Origin of the sequence: Stenotrophomonas sp. 704A1, from assembly GCF_030549525.1 — a bacterium.
In the GTDB taxonomy this organism is placed as follows: Bacteria; Pseudomonadota; Gammaproteobacteria; order Xanthomonadales; family Xanthomonadaceae; genus Stenotrophomonas; species Stenotrophomonas tuberculopleuritidis.
This window is the reverse complement of the sequence record NZ_CP130831.1, coordinates 2,981,396-3,000,514: the sequence shown is the minus strand read 5'-3', so window position 1 is coordinate 3,000,514 and position 19,119 is coordinate 2,981,396. Positions and strand designations below refer to the sequence as shown.

At 67.6% G+C, this 19,119-nt stretch carries 17 protein-coding genes; 7 read left to right on the top strand and 10 right to left on the bottom strand.

What is annotated here, in order from left to right:
* Window positions 1-2 precede the first annotated feature (2 nt).
* Window positions 3-1,418 carry a ribosomal protein uL16 3-hydroxylase gene (locus Q5Z10_RS14010; RefSeq protein WP_303636024.1) on the bottom strand — a complete coding sequence of 472 codons (1,416 nt, stop codon included), beginning with the start codon at window positions 1,416-1,418 and terminating at the stop codon, window positions 3-5.
* A gap of 678 nt (window positions 1,419-2,096) precedes the next feature.
* On the bottom strand, window positions 2,097-3,464 hold the full coding sequence (gene purB / locus Q5Z10_RS14005) for an adenylosuccinate lyase (RefSeq protein WP_303636023.1): 1,368 nt from the start codon (window positions 3,462-3,464) through the stop codon (window positions 2,097-2,099).
* A 281-nt stretch (window positions 3,465-3,745) separates the two neighbouring features.
* Here purB and Q5Z10_RS14000 point away from each other — a divergent pair, with 281 nt between their 5' ends.
* Window positions 3,746-5,185, top strand: a complete 1,440-nt coding sequence (locus tag Q5Z10_RS14000; protein WP_303636022.1) for a class II fumarate hydratase — start codon at window positions 3,746-3,748, stop codon at window positions 5,183-5,185.
* A 58-nt stretch (window positions 5,186-5,243) separates the two neighbouring features.
* Here Q5Z10_RS14000 and Q5Z10_RS13995 read toward each other — a convergent pair whose 3' ends face one another.
* The 7 genes from Q5Z10_RS13995 to Q5Z10_RS13965 form a co-directional block, all read right to left on the bottom strand.
* Entirely contained in the window at window positions 5,244-5,669 is a 426-nt protein-coding gene (locus tag Q5Z10_RS13995; protein WP_303636021.1) for a hypothetical protein, read from the bottom strand.
* 101 nt (window positions 5,670-5,770) lie between these two features.
* Entirely contained in the window at window positions 5,771-6,382 is a 612-nt protein-coding gene (locus tag Q5Z10_RS13990) for a YggN family protein (protein WP_303636020.1), read from the bottom strand.
* 42 nt (window positions 6,383-6,424) lie between these two features.
* Window positions 6,425-7,306, bottom strand: a complete 882-nt coding sequence (locus Q5Z10_RS13985) for a DUF4097 family beta strand repeat-containing protein (protein ID WP_303636019.1) — start codon at window positions 7,304-7,306, stop codon at window positions 6,425-6,427.
* A gap of 22 nt (window positions 7,307-7,328) precedes the next feature.
* Window positions 7,329-8,351 (bottom strand): hypothetical protein, encoded by a 1,023-nt coding sequence (locus Q5Z10_RS13980; protein WP_303636018.1) that lies wholly within the window; start codon window positions 8,349-8,351, stop codon window positions 7,329-7,331.
* Window positions 8,348-9,238 carry an ABC transporter ATP-binding protein gene (locus tag Q5Z10_RS13975; RefSeq protein ID WP_303636017.1) on the bottom strand — a complete coding sequence of 297 codons (891 nt, stop codon included), beginning with the start codon at window positions 9,236-9,238 and terminating at the stop codon, window positions 8,348-8,350. The genes Q5Z10_RS13980 and Q5Z10_RS13975 overlap by 4 nt, the downstream gene beginning before the upstream one ends.
* Window positions 9,238-9,597, bottom strand: a complete 360-nt coding sequence (locus Q5Z10_RS13970; RefSeq protein ID WP_303636016.1) for a GntR family transcriptional regulator — start codon at window positions 9,595-9,597, stop codon at window positions 9,238-9,240. Before Q5Z10_RS13970 ends, Q5Z10_RS13975 begins: the two co-directional genes overlap by 1 nt.
* Before the next feature lie 2 nt (window positions 9,598-9,599).
* Window positions 9,600-9,854 carry a hypothetical protein gene (locus Q5Z10_RS13965; protein WP_440138101.1) on the bottom strand — a complete coding sequence of 85 codons (255 nt, stop codon included), beginning with the start codon at window positions 9,852-9,854 and terminating at the stop codon, window positions 9,600-9,602.
* A 365-nt stretch (window positions 9,855-10,219) separates the two neighbouring features.
* On the opposite strand from Q5Z10_RS13965, the gene Q5Z10_RS13960 reads away from it, so the two are divergent.
* The 6 genes from Q5Z10_RS13960 (at window position 10,220) to Q5Z10_RS13935 (ending at window position 16,313) form a co-directional block, all read left to right on the top strand.
* Entirely contained in the window at window positions 10,220-10,807 is a 588-nt protein-coding gene (locus Q5Z10_RS13960) for a glutathione peroxidase (protein ID WP_442758919.1), read from the top strand.
* A gap of 96 nt (window positions 10,808-10,903) precedes the next feature.
* Window positions 10,904-11,881, top strand: a complete 978-nt coding sequence (locus tag Q5Z10_RS13955) for an FKBP-type peptidyl-prolyl cis-trans isomerase (protein ID WP_303636014.1) — start codon at window positions 10,904-10,906, stop codon at window positions 11,879-11,881.
* 23 nt (window positions 11,882-11,904) lie between these two features.
* Complete coding sequence (locus Q5Z10_RS13950) at window positions 11,905-13,254, top strand: UDP-glucose dehydrogenase family protein (protein WP_303636013.1); 1,350 nt, start codon at window positions 11,905-11,907, stop codon at window positions 13,252-13,254.
* Window positions 13,247-13,486 carry a SlyX family protein gene (locus Q5Z10_RS13945; protein WP_303636012.1) on the top strand — a complete coding sequence of 80 codons (240 nt, stop codon included), beginning with the start codon at window positions 13,247-13,249 and terminating at the stop codon, window positions 13,484-13,486. Before Q5Z10_RS13950 ends, Q5Z10_RS13945 begins: the two co-directional genes overlap by 8 nt.
* Before the next feature lie 10 nt (window positions 13,487-13,496).
* Window positions 13,497-14,180 (top strand): DUF2058 domain-containing protein, encoded by a 684-nt coding sequence (locus Q5Z10_RS13940; RefSeq protein ID WP_303636011.1) that lies wholly within the window; start codon window positions 13,497-13,499, stop codon window positions 14,178-14,180.
* Between the two features lie 51 nt (window positions 14,181-14,231).
* Window positions 14,232-16,313, top strand: a complete 2,082-nt coding sequence (locus Q5Z10_RS13935; RefSeq protein ID WP_303636010.1) for an acyltransferase family protein — start codon at window positions 14,232-14,234, stop codon at window positions 16,311-16,313.
* Between the two features lie 106 nt (window positions 16,314-16,419).
* Here Q5Z10_RS13935 and metH read toward each other — a convergent pair whose 3' ends face one another.
* Window positions 16,420-19,104, bottom strand: coding sequence for a methionine synthase (metH, locus tag Q5Z10_RS13930; RefSeq protein WP_303636009.1), 2,685 nt, complete (start codon window positions 19,102-19,104; stop codon window positions 16,420-16,422).
* Window positions 19,105-19,119: the final 15 nt, after the last annotated feature.

The following is a 19,119-nucleotide window of genomic DNA, read 5'->3' as shown; positions in this document are numbered from 1 at the left end:
GCTCAGCTGCGGTCGGCGTCGCTGTCGTCTTCCTCATCGTCCTCGAAGTTGACGATGACCTCGATACCGTCGTCATGCACGGTCACGGAGTGGACATCGTCGGACACCGCGTCGGCGTCGATCGCGGTCACGCGGTCGCGGCCTTCGACGACCTCGCCGAGCACCCCGACCGCTTCGCCGTCGTCCCCGTCGTCGGCGTCCTGCATGTCGTTGGGGTCGATCAGCTGGAACACGCCGCCGACCAGCAGCTGCTGGACCACCGCACGGCCCTTGTCGGACAGGCCCTTGTAGGCGGCGGCGTCGAGCTGCTCGGCACCGGCCAGGCGTTGTGCGTCCTTCACCGGCAGCGCGAAGTCCTGGCCGCTGACGTACAGGCTGGCGCCACGCTTGGCCCGGCGCCAGGCCAGACGGGCCCACGGATGGCGCTGCAGCAGCAGGCCCGAGGCCAGTGCCTGCACCACTTCTTCCGGTGCCGGCGCGGCCTGGTGGGCCATCACTTCGCCGGCGGCGCGGTAGGTGGTGATGAAGCGGCCGAACCAGTCGCCCAGCTTGTCCGGGTCGTTCATGCGGATGGCGTTGAGGGCGGTGATCACCCGCGCCATCGCCACGGTGTCGATCTCGTTCGGGTCGGCCGGCACCTTCAGGTCGCCATCCTGGTAGCGGATGTTCTCGTCGGCATCGGCGATCAGGGTGTCCAGGTAGTCGCTGATCAGCTCGGCCGACGCCGGCGCGCGCATGCCGAACGAGAAGGTCAGGCACGGATCCTCGGCGACGCCGTGGTGCGGCACGTTGGGCGGCAGGTAAAGCATGTCGCCCGGCGCCAGCACCCAGTCGTGGGTCGGCTTGAACACCTGCAGCAGCTTCAGTTCCACATCCGGGCGGAAGCCCAGCGGCGGGCGCTTGCCCTTCACCGATTCGCTGGCATCGATCTGCCAGCGGCGATGGCCCTGCGCCTGCAGCAGGAACACGTCGTACTGGTCGACATGGGCGCCGACCGAGCCGCCGGTGGCGGCGAAGCTGATCATCACGTCATCCATGCGCCAGCGCGGCAGGAAGCGGAAGTGCTCGATCAGCGCGCGCACGTCCGGGTCCCACTTGTCCACGTCCTGCACCAGCAGGGTCCAGTCGTGGTCGGGCAGGGCGGGGAACACGGCTTCCTGGAACGGGCCGGTGCGCACGCGCCAGCCATCGCGGGCCTTGTCGTGCTCGATCAGGCGCGCCAGCACGCCTTCTTCGCAGGCCAGGCCGGCCAGATCTTCCGGCTGCACGGGGGTCTGGAAGTCGGGGAAGGCATTGCGGATCAACAGCGGGCGCTTCTGCCAAAAATCGCGCAGGAACACGGCCGGGGACATGCCGAGCGGCTGGCCGGGGCGGGCGGTGACTTCGATCAGGGGGGCGGAGGATTTGCGGGCGGCCATGGGGGAATCCTTGCAGCGGAAAGCGGGAGGGGCGGCGTGGCGGGCCGCCTGAGGTCTCCATTGTCCGTCGTTCGCCGGGAATGCGCACGTGTGGTGGTTTGTCGCGGGGGGCCGGCCAACGGCGGAGCCCCTCGTGGCGGGGGGGGGGGGCGCGGAATGCGCTGGGTTCATGGGCTGGGCCGGGCGGGATGGGTTCGCGGGACACGCCGTGAACCCATCCATGGGGACTCGATGGCGCCATCCATGGCGCCAACGGTCCCGCGAACCCACCCCGCCCGGCCCCTGACGGTTTCCTGCGTGGCCCGCCACGGAATGGAAAGAAGAAAATCAAAGGCAACAGCGGGCCGCGCGCTGCGCTTGCTCGGCTTTACAAAAGACCCCTAAACGAAGAGGGACGCGGCGAAGCCGCGTCCCTCTTCGTTGATTCCCTCCCGATAACCCAATGCTCTTCGATCCGTCACCGGGAATCTGTCAGAGGCGGGGCGGGTTGGGTTCGCGGGGGTATCCGCGCCATGGATGGCGCGGCTAAGCCTCCACGGACGGATTCACGGCGTCCCCCGCGAACCCAACCCGCCCCGCCCAGCTCGCAGCAATCCAGAGCCGCTTTTGACGTTGCTTCTGCAGTTGCCGTTGCCTGCCGCAGGCAGCGCCCGCGGCCGCCGCCGCAAGGAAAACCCCTCAGATCTTCTTCGCCAGCGCCTCGGCCAGCCCCGTGTAGCTGCCCGGAGTCATCTCCAGCAGACGCTGCTTCGCATCCGCCGGCAGCTCCAGCCCCTGCACGAACGCACGCATCGACTCGGCGGTGATGCCCTGGCCACGGGTCAGCGCCTTCAGCTGCTCGTACGGGTTGGGCAGGCCATGGCGGCGCATCACCGTCTGCACGGCCTCGGCCAGCACTTCCCAGGCGGCATCCAGGTCGGCGTCCAGGCGCTGCGGGTTCACCTCCAGCTTGCCCAGGCCCTTGGCCAGCGAATCCAGCGCCACCTGGCTGTGCCCGAACGCGGTGCCCAGCGCACGCAGCACGGTGGAGTCGGTCAGGTCGCGCTGCCAGCGGCTGATCGGCAGCTTGGCGCTGAAGTGCTCGAACAGCGCATTGGCGATGCCGAAGTTGCCTTCGGCGTTCTCGAAATCGATCGGGTTGACCTTGTGCGGCATCGTCGACGAACCGACTTCGCCTTCCTTCAGGCGCTGCTTGAAATAGCCCAGCGACACGTAGCCCCAGATATCGCGGGCCAGGTCGATCAGGATGATGTTGGCGCGGCGGGCGGCATCGCCGATCTCGGCAATGTTGTCGTGCGGCTCGATCTGCGTGGTGTACGGGTTGAACACCAGGCCCAGGCTGGTCACGAAGCGCTCGGCGAATGCCGGCCAGTCCACGTCCGGGTAGCTGGCAGCATGGGCGTTGTAGTTGCCCACGGCACCGTTGATCTTTCCGGTCAGCTCGACCGCCGCGATCTGCGCACGCTGGCGCTCCAGGCGCGCCACCACGTTGGCCAGTTCCTTGCCGAGGGTGGTCGGCGAGGCGGTCTGGCCATGGGTGCGCGACAGCATCGGCTGGGCGGCCTGGGCGTGCGCCATGGCACGCAGCGTGGCAGCGACGCCGTCCAGGCTCGGCAGCACCACCTCGCGGCGGGCCTGTTCCAGCATCAGGCCGTAGCTGAGGTTGTTGATGTCTTCACTGGTGCAGGCGAAATGCACGAACTCCAGGGCCGGGGCCAGTTCGGCGTCGTCCTTCAGCTGTTCCTTGATGAAGTACTCCACCGCCTTGACGTCATGGTTGGTGGTGCGCTCGATCTCCTTCACGCGCGCGGCCTGGGCCGGGCTGAAGCTGCTGGCCAACGCGCGCAGGCGGGCGACCGCCGCTGCGGAGAACGGCGCCAGCTCGACGATGCCCGGCTCGGCGGCCAGCGCCAGCAGCCATTCCACTTCGACCGTGACGCGGGCCTTGATCAGACCGTACTCGGAGAAGATCGGACGCAGGGCATCGACCTTGCCGGCATAGCGGCCATCGAGCGGGGACAGGGCGAGCAGGGCGGAATCGGACATGTCGGCTGGGCTGGGGACGAGCGGCGGGGCCGATATTCTACGACGCGTGGCCTTCGCATGCTCGGTAGCGCCGGGCCATCCCCGGCGGATGGCGGCCGCGCTGCGCGCTCGCTGCCCGGCGCTGCCCGCACCACGGCCTGCCGGTGAAACGCTCTGGCCCGTCCTCGTCATCCCATGCCACGGACAAGGGAGTATCGTTGGCGCAGCCGCCAGCCCGGGAAGCGACACCCTGCCAGCCGCCGCTTCCCTTTCCCCAACTGAAGTAGTGCGGAGTCGATGCAATGAGCAAAGCTGCAAGCAAGGGTGCCACCCCGGGTTTCCGGACCGAACATGACAGCATGGGCGAGCTGCAGGTGCCTGCCGATGCCCTGTGGGGCGCGCAGACCCAGCGTGCCGTGCAGAATTTCCCGGTGTCGGGCCAGCGCATGCCGCGCGGGTTCATCCGCGCGCTGGGCCTGGTCAAGGGCGCGGCCGCTGGCGTCAATGCCGAGCTGGGCCACCTGCCCAGGAACGTGGCCAAGGCCATCCAGACCGCCGCTGCCGAAGTGGCTGCCGGTGACTGGGATGCGCATTTCCCCATCGACGTCTACCAGACCGGTTCGGGCACGTCGTCGAACATGAATGCCAACGAGGTCATTGCCACCCTGGCCAATCGTGCCGGCAAGGCCGGCAAGACCGCGGTGCACCCCAATGACCACGTCAACCAGGGGCAGAGCTCCAACGACGTGATCCCGACCGCCCTGCGCGTGTCGGCGGTACTGGCCGCGCACGAGCAGCTGCTGCCGGCACTGGTGCACCTGCGCAAGACCTTGGACAGGAAGGGCCGCAGCCTGCGCAAGGTGGTCAAGACCGGGCGTACCCACCTGATGGATGCGATGCCGCTGACCTTCGAGCAGGAGTTCGGTGCCTGGTCGGCACAGCTGGCATCGGCCCAGGAACGCATCGAGGACAGCCTCAAGCGCGTGCGCCGGCTGCCCCTCGGCGGCACCGCCATCGGTACCGGCATCAACGCCGATCCGCGTTTCGGCGCGCAGGTGGCCAAGGCGCTCAAGCAGCAGACGTCCTTCAAGTTCGACAGCGCCGAGAACAAGTTCGAAGGCCTGGCCGCACAGGACGATGCCGTGGAACTGTCCGGCCAGCTCAACGCGCTGGCGGTGGCGCTGATCAAGATCGCCAATGACCTGCGCTGGATGAACGCCGGTCCGCTGGCCGGGCTGGGCGAGATCGAACTGCCGGCGCTGCAGCCGGGCAGCTCGATCATGCCGGGCAAGGTCAACCCGGTGATCCCGGAAGCGACTGTGATGGCCTGTGCGCAGGTGATCGGGCACCACACCGCGATCACCGTGGCCGGGCAGACCGGCAACTTCCAGCTCAACGTCACGCTGCCGCTGATCGCGGTGAACCTGCTCGACGGCATCGGTCTGCTGGCCAATGTGTCGACCCTGCTGGCCGACAGTGCCATCGCCGGGCTGAAGGTGCGCGAAGACCGCGTGGCCGAGGCGCTGGCGCGCAACCCGATCCTGGTCACCGCACTGAACCCGATCATCGGCTATGAAAAGGCCGCGGCGATCGCCAAGCGTGCCTACAAGGAACAGCGCCCGGTGCTGGACGTGGCGCTGGAAGACAGTGGGCTGGACGAGGCCGAGCTGCGCCGGTTGCTGGACCCGGCCGCGCTGACTGCCGGTGGCATCCAGGCCGGCGGCGGTGGCGCCGGCGGCTGATCGGCCGGCGTCTGCGGATCACACGAAAACGCCGCCCCTCGGGGCGGCGTTTTTCGTGTCAGCGACGGTCGGCAACGATGTTGTCGAAGGTCTCGGTGTAATCCTTGAACTCGGGGATGGTCTGCACCAGGTCCGGCGGGATCACCACCATGCCCTCCGGCGGCTGGATCTTCACCGGCTGCATGTTGGGGTCGGCCGGCGCGGCGACCAGGGTGTTCTGGCGCAGCACCTGCAGCGTGCCGAACATCGTCTGCAGCATCTGCCGCTGGCCATCGTTGAGCGGGATCTGGATCTCGTCGATCTTCATCGTGCCGTCGGGCAGGATGATGATGTTCGGTGCCGGCTGGCGACGCACGGTCACCATGCTCTCGCTGACCGAGATCTTCGGCTTGCCACGCTCGGCGCGGTGGTTGCGGTATTCCTGGTCACAGCCGGCCAGGCCCAGGCAGAGCAGGACGGCCAACAGCACAAACAGCTTCTTCATGGCGATTCGATCGGGTGCATCCGGGGGCGCCCATTGTAAGCCCGCCCGCTGCGGGACGGCCGGCAACGGGTCAGGCTGCCGGCCGGGTGCGCTGATCGGTCTCAGTGGCCGAAGCTGACCGAGTTGTCCTTGCCGCAGTCATCAACATCGCCCTGGTCCATCGTGGCGTAGGGTTTGAATGCCGGCAGCGCGGCGGCCAGCGCCTGCTGGCTGGCCAGCATCGCCGGCAGGCGCTCGCAGATGCGCTTGGCCTGGGCTTCGATCCTGGCGGCCTCGGCGTTGATGCGTTTCTCGACGCCTTCGCTGTCGCCGCTGAAGATGCCCTTGAGGGCTTCACCGGCGGCGCTGGCGCCCAGCTTGGCACCGGCCAGGCCGACATCCATGCCATCCATCGCGATGGCCACCACGTGGCCCCGGTATTCCAGCAGCTGGCGGCGCTGTGCATCGCTGGTGGGCACGTCCTTGCCGCCGATCAGCAGGTGCCCGTCCGGGGTGATTTCCGCGCGCGGCTGCTGGTCGGCGGAGACCTTGATGTTGCCCTCGGCAATGTCCTTGCGGGCATCGTCCATGGCGTTCTTCACGGTCTGCCCGACACCGCTGGTGGCCTCGGCCACGCTTTTGCCGACGGTCTTGTCAGGCGTGGAGGACGGGCCGCCACAGGCGATCAGCGGCAGGCACAGCAGGGTCGCAGGCAGCAGGCGCAGCAGGTTCATGGCGTTTCCCTCGACAGGGTGGATGGGACGTTGCAGCAGGGGTCACTGGTTGCGGGGCAGGGTGATGCGGCCGGCGACGTTGCGGTGGCTGACATCGCCGCTGCCGCTGTGGTCGACGGTCAGGCTGCCGCGCACGCCGTCGACCTGGATGTCGCCCGACCCGTGGCTGCGCACATGCACGTTGCCCCCGATGTCGGACAGTTCGACGCCGCCGGAGCCGACCACGCCGACGTCGACATTGCCCTGTACCCGCTTGAACGCGATGTCGCCCGAGCCGACGGTGTCCAGGCGGGCGTTGCCACGGACGTCGCTGAGGGTCAGGTCGCCCGAGCCGACCGTGCCGGTGATCGCATCACCGCCGATGTTGCGCGCCTTGACGTCACCCGAACCCAGCGACAGCAGGTTCAGCGAACGGCCGCCGTCGATGTCCAGGTCCCCCGAGCCGACGGCCGCATGGATGCTGCCGCGCGTGTTGCGGGCGAGGGCATCGCCCGACCCGACATCCATGCTCAGCGACTGCGCGTTGTCCACGCTGGCATCGCCGGAGCCCACCTTGAACTGCAGCGGCAGGTTGTCCGGCACGCTGCCGCGGATGTCCAGCCAGGCATAGCTGTCGCCCAGCGACATGGTGCGGCCCTCGCGGCGCAGGCTGACCACCAGCTTGTCGCCGACCCGGCGCTGGTCCAGCACCAGCTGCTGCAGCCGGTCCTGGTCCGATGCGCAGGCGCGGCCCTCCAGCTGGCCGCCGCCGGCGCTGGCGACAACCTTCAGGTCGTGCTGGTTGACCTCGAACACCACGGCCTTGACCCCGGAGACGTCCAGTTTCAACGCGCGTGCAGCAGTGAACCGGCAGTTCGGTGCATCGGCGGCCCACGCCGACAGCGGCAGCAGCAACAGGGCAGTACAGGCAATCAGGGAACGCATGGGTGTGCCTCCGCAGTGAGGGTCAGATTTCGCCGGCGCGCCTGCGCAGGCGGATGGCGAGCAGGATGAAGGCCACGCCGAAGGCCGCGCCGATCCACAGGTCGGGCATGGCCAGCGACTTCAGCTGCGCAGCGGGCGACATCAGCGCCACCAGCGAATCCAGATCGTTGTGGCGTTCGCCGCCGGCGCGGTACAGCAGGTCCATGCCGGGCATCGCACCGAGCAGCAGGCGGCCGACGATGTGCTGCCAGAACCAGCCGGTGGTCAGGTCGAACACGTGCATCAGCTTGGTGGTGCTGACGATGATGCCGGCGAACAGCGGCAGCATCACTGCCCACAGGAACGGCTTGCTGCGCGCCCAGGCCGAGCACAGCAGCAGCCAGCCCGCGGTCGGCAGCGCCCACAGCGCATACACCGGAATGGCCACGAACATGCCCAGGATCAGGCTGACCGGATGCGACGGGCCGAGCACCAGCTGCATCGGGTCGCCACCGTGGGCCAGCGCCACCACGCACAGCACCAGCAGGAATGCCAGCAGGGTCAGGCTGGAGGCGATGATCGCGATGAGCGGGGCGATCAGCAGCGCACTGAGCAGCTTGGACAGCACGGTCTGCGTATCCGACAGCGGCAGCGACTTCCAGAACAGGATGCTGCGGTCGCGGCGGTCGTCGTACAGGGCGCCCAGGCAGTAGAAGAACACCACGAAGGCCAGCACGATCAGCGGCCAGGACGAGGTCAGCACCAGGGTCAGGTCGAGCCCGTTGCCCAGATCGGCCATGTCCTTGGCGCTGATGTCGCGGGTCAGGACCGCCAGGTCCAGGCCATTGATGTTGATGTCTTCGCCATCGACACGCAGGCCGCCACTGCGCGCGGCACGATGCAGGGCGAACAGGCCCAGGCCGATGCCGATGCCGCTCATCAGCAGCGAGACCAGGCCGGCGATCAGCGGCGCGTACAGGAAGCCACCGCGGTTTTCCCAGTATTCACGCTTGAGCAGCCAGCGCAGCGTGCCGGCCGGGCTGACGGGATGGTTGACGGCGTTCATGCGTAGGTCCCCTTCATGACAGCGACGAACAGATCGGCCAGGCCGGCAGTGCGGGTTTCACCCAAGCTGGCCAGCTGGCTGCGGGGCACCCCGTCGAACAGCAGGACGGTCTTGCCGAAGGCCTGGCTGCGCTCGTCGATGGGCTTCAATGCACGGGCGGTCTGCAGCTGGTCGGCACCGACCAGCAGCTCGGTGTAGCGCTCGCCGACCTCGTCCATCTCCGCGTTGAGCACGATGCGGCCATCGCGGATGAACATCACATCGGTGAGGATGTGTTCGATCTCCTCGACCTGGTGGGTGGTGACGATGATCGTCTTCTGTTCGTCGAAGTAGTCTTCCAGCAGGCGCTGGTAGAACTCCTTGCGGTACAGGATGTCCAGGCCGAGCGTGGGTTCATCCAGCACCAGCACCTTGGCATCGATGGCCATCACCAGCGCCAGGTGCAGCTGCACGATCATGCCCTTGGACAGCTCGCGCACGCGCTGCTTCGGCTGCAGCTTGGTGTTGGCCAGGAACCGCTCGCAGCGCGCGCGGTCGAAGCGCGGATGCACGCCGGCGACGAACTCGATCGCCTCGCGCACCTTCAGCCAGCGCGGCAGCACGGCCACGTCGGCGATGAAGCAGATGTCATTCATCAGCTCGTCGCGGTGCGCCCGCGGGTCGCGCCCGAGCACGTTCAGTTCGCCTTCCACCGACGTCAGGCCGAGCACTGCCTTCAATGCCGTGGTCTTGCCGGCGCCGTTGGGTCCGATCAGGCCGACGATGCGCCCGGCGGGAATGGAGAAGCTGGCGTTGTCGAGGGCGAGCGTGGTCTTGTAGGCCTTGCGCAGACCACGCGCGGTGATCACGGCATCGCCGGGTGCAGCAGTAGTGGGACTGGCGTTCATCAGAATTTCCCCTGGGGCAGCAAGTCGTCGAGGCTCAGGCCCAGGCGCTGGATGCGCTCCAGCACGGCCGGCCATTCTTCATTGAGGAAACGGTCGCGCTCGCTGCTGCGCAGCTGCGTGGCCGCCTGCTCGGTCATGAACATACCGAGGCCGCGACGCTTCTCGACCAGGCCTTCGTCGGCCAGTTCCTGGTAGGCGCGCGAAACGGTGATGGGGTTGAGCTGGTAATCGGCGGCCACCTGGCGCACCGAAGGCAGGGCATCGCCCGGCTTGAGGATTCCGTCAAGCATCATGGCGATCACGCGCTCCTTCAGCTGGCGGTAGATGGGAGCGCCGTCGCTCCACTGGATGTCGCTCATGGTCAGCTCCGTGGGGTCAGCGGCTGTGCGAACGAGAAATACGGCATGGACAGGGAGCTGTGCAGCCGACGCGGGGGGGAGGGGGAGGTCTCGGCATTCCCTGCCGGGGCGGTGGCATCCTGCGCGTGGTCGTGGGCAAGGGGGGAGGCAGCGGGTGCCGGCGGTGCCGGCATCGCCAGCCAGACCAGCACGAACAGGGTCGACACGGCGGTGACCGCGGGGGCGGTGGGGCTTCGGCGCATCATCCGGATATTCATGGTTCCCCCTGTCTCAGGTGACTGGTGTTGTATGCAACTATAACACCGGCACGCCCGGGTGCAAGTCCTTGCCGGACCCAACTGATGGCAGGGGTGGTCACGACGCTGCAACATCGCACCAAGTCATTGAAATAAAAGCGAAGTCTGCGCAGCGGGGAGCGGTGTCCGCCTGTCCTTCCATTCAGTCATGTCCATGCTATGTCATCGGAACCGCGCCGCCGCCAACCCGGCGGGTCTGTCGCCAAGCCCTGCAAAGTCGGCCATGCGCCGCAGCCCAAGAGCGCGCGGACCCCGGTGCTATAGTTCGGCCGATTCCCGGCCGAACACGGCCGGACCCCTTGCACTGGCTACTGCGGACCGTTCCCATGTCTTTGTCCACCTCCTCTTCGGCCCGCCTGCGCGGCCTGTCCCTGATGGCCCTGCTGGCTGTAGGGCTGACCAGCACGGCCGCCGCGACGGCCGCCGATCTGCTGGACCTGTCGTATCGGCCGTTGGCCGGCAAGCAGCAGGTCAATCTGCAGCAGCGCTACCACGGCCAGGTGCTGCTGGTGGTCAATACCGCCAGCAAATGCGGGTACACCCCGCAGTACGAAGGCCTCGAGGCGCTGCAGCAGCGCTACGCGTCGCGGGGCTTCGCGGTGCTCGGCTTCCCGTCCAACGATTTCAAGGGGCAGGAGCCCGGTGACGAGAAGCAGATCCAGGAGTTCTGCACGCTGACCTACGGCGTGAAGTTCCCGATGTTCGAGAAGGTGCATGTGACCGGCGCGCAGGCGACCCCGTTGTACCAGCGCCTGACTGCGGCCACCGGCGTGGCGCCGGCGTGGAACTTCCACAAGTACCTGGTCGGCCGCGACGGCAAGGTCATCGCCCAGTTCGCCAGCAAGGTCACCCCGGATGATCCACAGCTGAAAGCCGCCATCGACAAGGCACTTGCAGCGCCTGCAGCACATTGAATGACGGCACGGATGCCTCGACATCGACGGCATGCGTGCGACAATGCTTCTTTTCGCGCCGACGTCGGCGTCCAGTCACTTCCAGGAATGCAGCGAATGAAGATGGGAATGCGCGGCGCCGCGGCGTCGGTTCTGATTCTGGCGATGGGCACCTCCGGTGTCGCCCTGTCGCAACAACCGGCCGCTCCCTCGGCCGCCAAGGAGACCGCTACCTTGAATTCCCCCAAGCAGAAGCTCGGTTACGCCATCGGTCTGGACGTGGCCAAGTCGTTCGCGCCGATCGCCGATGAAATCGACGCGGCCGCGCTGCGTACCGCTGTGGAACGTTCGTTCGAAGGCCTGCAGCCGCAGATCACCCAGGAACAGGCCAAGGCCACCGATGCCGCCCTGCGCCAGGTGGTGATGGCCCGCAGCGGCCAGCAGGTGCCGGGCGTTGCGCCGGGCTCGCAGCCGCCGAAGGTCGACCGCGTCAAGGTCGCACAGATGATCGGTTCCTATTCGGTGGGCCCGTCGCTGGCGCAGCTGAAGGACGACATCGACACCGCGTCGCTGTTTGACGCGATCAACACTGGTCTGAGCAAGGGCCAGCCGAAGATGACCGAAGCTGACGCGACCGCCACCATCCAGGCGTTCATGGGGGCCAAGCAGGCCGAGATGCAGGCCAAGGCCGCACAGGCCGCGCAGACCAACCGCCAGGAAGGCAACGCGTTCCTGGCCAAGAACAAGACCCAGCCGGGCGTGGTGACCACGCCGTCGGGCCTGCAGTACCAGGTGATCCGCCCGGGCAGCGGCGAGCGTCCGCTGCCGTCCAGCAAGGTGCGGGTGAATTACGAGGGCAAGCTGCTCAACGGCACCGTGTTCGACAGCTCCGCGGGTCGTGGCCCGGCCGAGTTCGGCCTGGACCAGGTCATCAAGGGCTGGACCGAAGGCGTTGCGCTGATGCCGGTGGGTTCCAAGTACCGCTTCTGGATCCCCGGTGAACTGGCCTACGGCGAGAACGGCACCCCCGGTGGCCCGATCGGTCCGAACGCCACCCTGACCTTCGACGTCGAGTTGCTGGGCGTCCTGCCGTAAGCCACCACGGAGTCCGCACGGATATGCGCGTCGCGATTTTTGGTACCGGCTATGTGGGTCTGGTGACCGGCACCTGTCTGGCCGACGTTGGCCACCAGGTGGTCTGTGTCGATATCGACCAGGCCAAGGTCGATGGCCTCAACCGGGGCATCATCCCGATCTATGAGCCCGGCCTGGAGCCGATGGTGAAGGCCAACCATGCCGCATCGCGGCTGACCTTCACCACCGATGCGGCCGCCGCCATCGGCCATGGGCAGGTGGTGTTCATCGCCGTGGGCACGCCGCCGGACGAGGATGGCAGCGCTGACCTGCAGTACGTGCTGGCCGTGGCCCGCACCATCGGCCGGCACATTTCGGTGCCGACGGTGGTGGTCAACAAGTCGACGGTGCCGGTGGGCACGGCCGACCGCGTGCGTGCGGCCATTGCCGAGGAGCTGGCGGCACGCGGCGTGGACATCGCCTTCGATGTGGTGTCCAACCCCGAGTTCCTGAAGGAAGGCGATGCGGTCGCCGACTGCATGCGTCCGGACCGGATCATCATCGGTGCCGCCGACCCCGAGTCGGTCGCGTTGATGCGGCGTTTGTATGCGCCGTTCAACCGCAACCACGACCGCGTGGTGGAAATGGACGTGCGTTCGGCCGAGCTGACCAAGTACGCGGCCAACGCCATGCTGGCGACCAAGATTTCGTTCATGAACGAAATCGCCAACATCGCCGAGCGCGTCGGCGCCGACGTTGAACAGGTCCGCCAGGGCATCGGGTCGGACCCGCGCATCGGCTGGCACTTCATCTACCCCGGCGCCGGTTATGGCGGCTCGTGCTTCCCCAAGGATGTACAGGCCCTGGCGCGTACCGCGCAGCAGGCCGGCCTGGAGCCGAAGCTGCTGAACGCGGTGGAAGCGGTCAACGAATCGCAGAAGGGCCATCTGTTCGCGCTGATCCAGCGCCACTACGACAAGGGCGAGGACGAAGGCGTGCGCGGCCGGACGTTTGCCGTGTGGGGCCTGGCCTTCAAGCCCAACACCGACGACATGCGCGAGGCCTCCAGCCGTCGCCTGCTGGCGCAGCTGTGGGAGGGCGGGGCGACGGTGCGTGCCTATGATCCCGAAGCCATGCCGGAGTCGCGGCGGATCTTCGGCGAGCGCGACGACCTGGTGTTCTGCAGCAGTGCCAACGAAGCGCTGGACGGGGCCGATGCCCTGGTCGTGGTGACCGAGTGGAAGCAGTTCCGCAGCCCCGATTTCCAGATGCTGCGTGAGCGGCTGAAGGATGCGGTGGTGTTCGATGGCCGCAACCTGTATGAACCGGCGGACGTCGAGGCTGCCGGCCTTGCGTATTACGGCATTGGCCGGGGGCGTTCGCTGCATGTCTGATGTACCCACTGAACGCGAGCAGGCGCTGGAAGCGCGCCTGGTCGAGCTGGAGATGCGCGTGTCCTTCCAGGAACACGCGCTGGCCGAGCTGAGCGATGCACTGGCCGACGCGCGCATGGAAGGCAGCCGCAATGCCGGCATCCTGCGCGTGCTGCTGGAGGACCTGGGCAAGGTCCGCAACGCACTGAATTCTTCTGATCCGGCGAGCGAACCGCCGCCGCCGCACTACTGATCCGATCCCTATGAGCGATACCCTCCGCGACCAGCTGATGGGCCTGGGCTTCAAGCCCGCGCCCAAGCCCGAGCGCAAGAACGATGGCCCCCGCCGAGATGGCCGCCCGCAGGGCAAGGGCGGTGGTGCCGGCACTGCAACGCCGCAGCATGCAGGCAAGGGCGAGCACAAGCCCGGCGAGCGTCGCGGCCGCGGCCACGGCGGTCCGGGCAAGCCCGGGCAGCAGCGTGGCCAGGGCCAGCAGGGCCCACGCAAGCCGCGTACGGCCGAAGAGATGGATCTGGCCAAGGCCTACGCGATCCGTGCGCAGAAGGAAAAGGAAGAGCGCATCGAGACCGAACGCCTGAAGCAGGAGGAAGCGCGGCAGCGCCGCGAAGCCAAGGCCAAGCTGGAAGTGCTGCTGAAAGACAAGGGCCTGAACGACGAAGCTGCCGACATCGCGCGGCACTTCCCGTATGGCGGCAAGATCAAGCGCATCTATGTGACCGCCGACCAGCTCAAGGCGCTCAACGCCGGCCAGCTGGGCGTGGTCCAGCTCAATGGCCGCTACCTGCTGGTGACGGCCGAGGTGCTGGCCGCGTCCGAGGCGGTGTTCGCCGCATCGGTGGCGTTGAAGGTCGACCCCGATGCGCCGGCAGAGGAAGATCCGTACGCCGACCCGCAGTACCAGGTGCCGGACGACCTGGTCTGGTAAGCGCATGAGGGCCGCGGCGGACCCGGTGTCGTCGCGGCCATGAGGGAAGGGATGACCGCTGATCCAAGCCGCGGCTATGTGCCGCACATCGACGGCCTGCGCGCGATCGCCGTGCTGGCCGTCATCGTGTTCCACCTGGATCCGGCCTGGCTGCCGGGCGGGTTCACCGGCGTCGATGTGTTCTTCGTCATCTCCGGGTTCGTGGTCAGCGCCTCCGTGCACCGGCTACCGCCGCTGTCGCTGTGGCAGTCGATGCTGCGCTTCTACGCGCGCCGCATCCGCCGCATCGCACCGGCACTGCTGACCTGCCTGCTGCTGACGGCGCTGGCGAGCGTACTGTTCATCCCCGAATCCTGGCTCAGCGAGGCCAGCGACAAGACCGGGCTGATGGCCTTCTTCGGCTTCAGCAACTGGGTGCTGGCCGCCATCGGCAACGACTATTTCGCGCCCCGGGCCGAGTTCAATCCGTATACCCATACGTGGTCGCTGGGCGTGGAAGAGCAGTTCTACCTGCTGTTCCCGCTGCTGTTCCTGGCCTGGGCGCGTGGCCGGCGCGGGCGCTGGATCAGCCTGGGACTGTTTGCGCTGGTCAGCGTGGCGTCGCTGCTGCATGCCGCAGTGCTGGGCATGCGCGAGGCACCGCCGTCGTGGGCGTTCTATGCCACCACGACGCGCCTGTGGCAGCTGGGCGTGGGTGTGCTGCTGTTCCAGCTGCTGCATGTGCGCGAACCGCAGGCAGCGTTGAACGGGCAGACCCGCAGCCGCGCCACGCCGCTGTTCTCGTTGCTGGCCCTGCTGTCACTGCTGCTGCTGGGATGGGCGCTGTGGTCCGCACGTGCCGGGCGTTCGCCGTGGCCCGATGGGCTGCTGCCGGCAGCTGCCACGGCCGGGCTGCTGTGGTCGCTGCATCACCATCCGCAGGCCTGGGTCGGCCGGATGCTCGCCAGCGCGCCGCTGCGCCGCATCGGTCTGCTGTCCTATTCGCTGTACCTGTGGCACTGGCCGGTGTTCGTGCTGATGCGCTGGACCGTGGGGTTGCAGACGCCGGCGCAGATGGCCGCGGCGATGGTGCTGGTGGTGCTGTTGTCCTGGCTGTCCTGGCGCTGGGTGGAGCAGCCGTTCCGTGGCCCCCTCGCACAGCGCCTGACAACCGCGCGCTGGGTGGGCACCGGTGTGCTGGTCCTGCTGCTGGCGGGGGGGCTGCAGATGCTGCTGTACACGCAGGCACCGCTGCTGTCGTTGAGCACCGTCAGCCGCCATCCCGCCGATTGGTACCCCAATGGCAAGAGCGTGGCCCGCGACTATCCGCAGTGCGCGCTGGAGGTCGGCAAGCACCGTTTCGAAGGCGGCAGTGCACGCACCTTCGCGCGCGGCCAGTGCGACCGTCCGGCGGTGCCGGGCGTGCCGGGCGTGCCGGCGCGGGTGTTCGTTGCCGGTGATTCGCATGCCATGGCCTACATCGAACTGCTGCAGCGCCTGGCCCTGGACACCGGCACCCAGGTGTCCCTGTATGGCCGCGGCGGTTGCCCGCAGGTCAGCCTGCAGAAGTGGCGTGGCGCCGGCGCCGGCTGTGCCGCGTTCGATGCCGCGGTGATGGCTGACATCACGCAGCGGGCACGGCCGGGGGACGTGGTGGTGCTGGTGTCACTGCGGGTTCCGCGGCTGTCCGACCAGTTCGTGCTGTTCGATGCGCAGGCGCAGCTGGCCGGCGAACGCACTGCGGAAGCCGCCGCCGGGCGCGAGGCTGAAGTGGTCGAGGCGATTGCGCAGTGGAAGCCGTTGGCCGAGCGGGGCGTGCGGATCGTGCTGGAGGCGCCCAAGCCGGTGCTGCCGGCACCGCCCTATCGCTGTTCGGACCGCTTCAATGCGCACAACGAGGTCTGCCGCAACGGCCTGGACAGCACCCGTGCGGCCATGGATGCGCTGCGTGCGCCGATGCTGGGCAGCCTGCAGCAGGTGGTGGATGGCCTGCCCGGTGCGGTGCTGTGGGATCCATTGCCGGTGCTGTGCGACGCCACCCGCTGCCCCGCGCAACGCGACGGGCGGCCGCTGTTCTTCGATGGTGATCATCTCAGCGCGCACGGCAACCGTGTGCTGCTGCCGTCGCTGCGGCAGGTGGTGCTGCAACCCTGACGGTGTCCGGCGCAACCGGGGGGATCGCTGGCCTGGCGACAGCGGGCATGACCGTGCCCCCGGATCGTCCTCCGTCACACGGCGCCGGGCCATGCCCGGCAACGGATCATTCGGGATCGTAGTCGAGGTTGGACGCCAGCCAGCGTTCGGCCTGGGCACGATCCACGCCCTTGCGGCGCGCGTAGTCCGTCACCTGCTCGCGGCTGAGGCGGCCGACCACGAAATACTGGCTCTGCGGGTGGCTGAAGTAATAACCGGACACCGCCGCGGTGGGCAGCATGGCGAAGCTCTCGGTCAGTTCCATGCCCGCGTTGGCTTCGGCATGCAGCAGGTCGAACAGGCGGCGCTTCTCGCTGTGTTCCGGGCAGGCGGGGTAACCCGGCGCCGGGCGGATGCCGCGGTACTTCTCGTCGATCAGCGCATCGTTGTCCAGGCTCTCGGCACCGTCGTAGCCCCAGAAGCCGGTGCGCACGCGCTGGTGCAGGCGCTCGGCCAGCGCTTCTGCGAAGCGGTCCGCCAGCGCTTTGAGCAGGATCGCGTTGTAGTCGTCATGATCCGCCTCGAAGCGCGCGACGTGCGCGTCGATGCCGATGCCGGCGGTGACCGCGAAGGCGCCGATCCAGTCCTGCCGTCCACTGTCGGCCGGGGCGATGAAATCGGCCAGGCAGAAGTCCGGGCGTTCGGCGGGCTTGTCGACCTGCTGGCGCAGGAAGTGCAGCGTGGTCTCGCCGTCGGGATGCTGCACGCGGACGTCGTCGCCGATGCTGTTGGCCGGCCACAGGCCGAACACGGCCCTGGCCTGCAGCCACTTCTCCTCGACGATGCGCGCGAGCATCGCGCGGGCGTCCCGGTAAAGCTCGCTGGCCTGCGTACCGACGATCTCGTCGCTGAGGATGGCCGGGTATTTTCCGGCCAGTTCCCAGGCCTGGAAGAACGGTGTCCAGTCGATATAGGGCACCAGTTCGTCCAACGGATAGTCATCGAAAACGTGCAGGCCCGGCTGGTTCGGTGCTGGCGGGGTGTAGTGCTCCCAGCCGCCCTGGAACTTCTGTCCGCGCGCGTGCTCCAGCGATACCAGGCGCTTGGCGTCGCCACGATTGCGGTGGCGGGTGCGGATCTCTGCGTAGTCGGCTTCATTGGCGGCGACGAAGGCATCGCGCAGCTCACGCGAGATCAGCGACTGGGCGACGCCGACCGCACGCGAGGCGTCCTTCACCCACACCGTGGGTGCCTGGTAATGCGGATCGATCTTCAGCGCGGTATGCGCGCGCGAGGTGGTCGCGCCGCCGATCATCAGCGGCAGGTCGAAGCCCTGCCGCTGCATTTCACGGGCGACGTGGCTCATCTCTTCCAGCGACGGAGTGATCAGGCCGGACAGGCCGATGATGTCGGCCTGGTGTTCGCGCGCGGCGTCGAGGATCTTCTGCGCCGGCACCATCACGCCGAGATCGATGACCTCGAAGTTGTTGCAGGCCAGCACCACGCCGACGATGTTCTTGCCGATGTCGTGCACATCACCCTTGACCGTGGCCATGATGATCTTGCCGTTGCTCCTGGCGGTATCGCCGCTGCGCGCCTTCTCGGCCTCGATGAACGGCAGCAGGTAGGCCACGGCCTTCTTCATCACCCGCGCCGACTTCACCACCTGTGGCAGGAACATCTTGCCGGCGCCGAACAGGTCGCCGACCACGTTCATGCCGTCCATCAGCGGGCCTTCGATCACGTCCAGCGGGCGGCTGGAGCGCTGCCGGGCTTCTTCGGTATCGGCCTCCACCCAGGCGTCCAGGCCATGCACCAGTGCATGCGCCAGCCGCGCGTCCACCGGCTTCTCGCGCCAGGCGAGGTCTTCGGTCTTCGCCGCACTCCTGCTGCCCTTGTAGCGCTCGGCGATCTCCAGCAGGCGCTCGGTGGCATCGCGGCGGCGGTTGAGGATCACGTCCTCCACGCGTTCACGCAGGTCCGGTTCCAGCTCGTCGTAGATCGGCATGGCGCCGGCGTTGACGATGCCCATGTCCATGCCCGCGGCGATCGCGTGGTAGAGGAACACCGAGTGGATGGCCTGGCGCACGGTTTCGTTGCCACGGAACGAGAACGAGACGTTGGAGACACCGCCGGAGACGTGGCAATGCGGCAATGTCTGCTTGATGATGCGGGTCGCTTCGATGAAGTCGACCGCGTAGTTGTCATGTTCCTCGATGCCGGTGGCGACGGCGAAGATGTTCGGGTCGAAGATGATGTCCTGCGGCGGGAAGCCGATCTCGTCCACCAGCAGCCGGTAGGCGCGGGTACAGATCTCGACCTTGCGCGCACAGGTATCGGCCTGGCCGACCTCGTCGAACGCCATGACCACGGCGGCGGCACCATAGCGCAGCACCTTGCGTGCATGCTCGCGGAACAGCGCTTCGCCTTCCTTCAGCGAGATCGAGTTGACCACGCTCTTGCCCTGCAGGCATTTCAGGCCCGCCTCGATCACGCTCCACTTGGAAGAGTCGACCATCACCGGGATGCGGGCGATGTCCGGCTCGGACATGATCAGGTTCAGGTAGCGGGTCATCGCCGCTTCCGAATCGATCAGGCCCTCGTCCATGTTGACGTCGAGAATCTGTGCGCCGCTGGCCACCTGCTGGCGCGCGACGTCCACCGCCTCCTCGTAGCGGCCTTCCTTGATCAGCTTGCGGAACTGCGCGCTGCCGGTGACGTTGGTGCGCTCGCCGACGTTGATGAACAGCAGGTCCGGGGTGATGACCAGCGGTTCCAGGCCGGACAGACGGGTGGGGCGGACAGGCGTCATGGCAGGCAGCGGCTC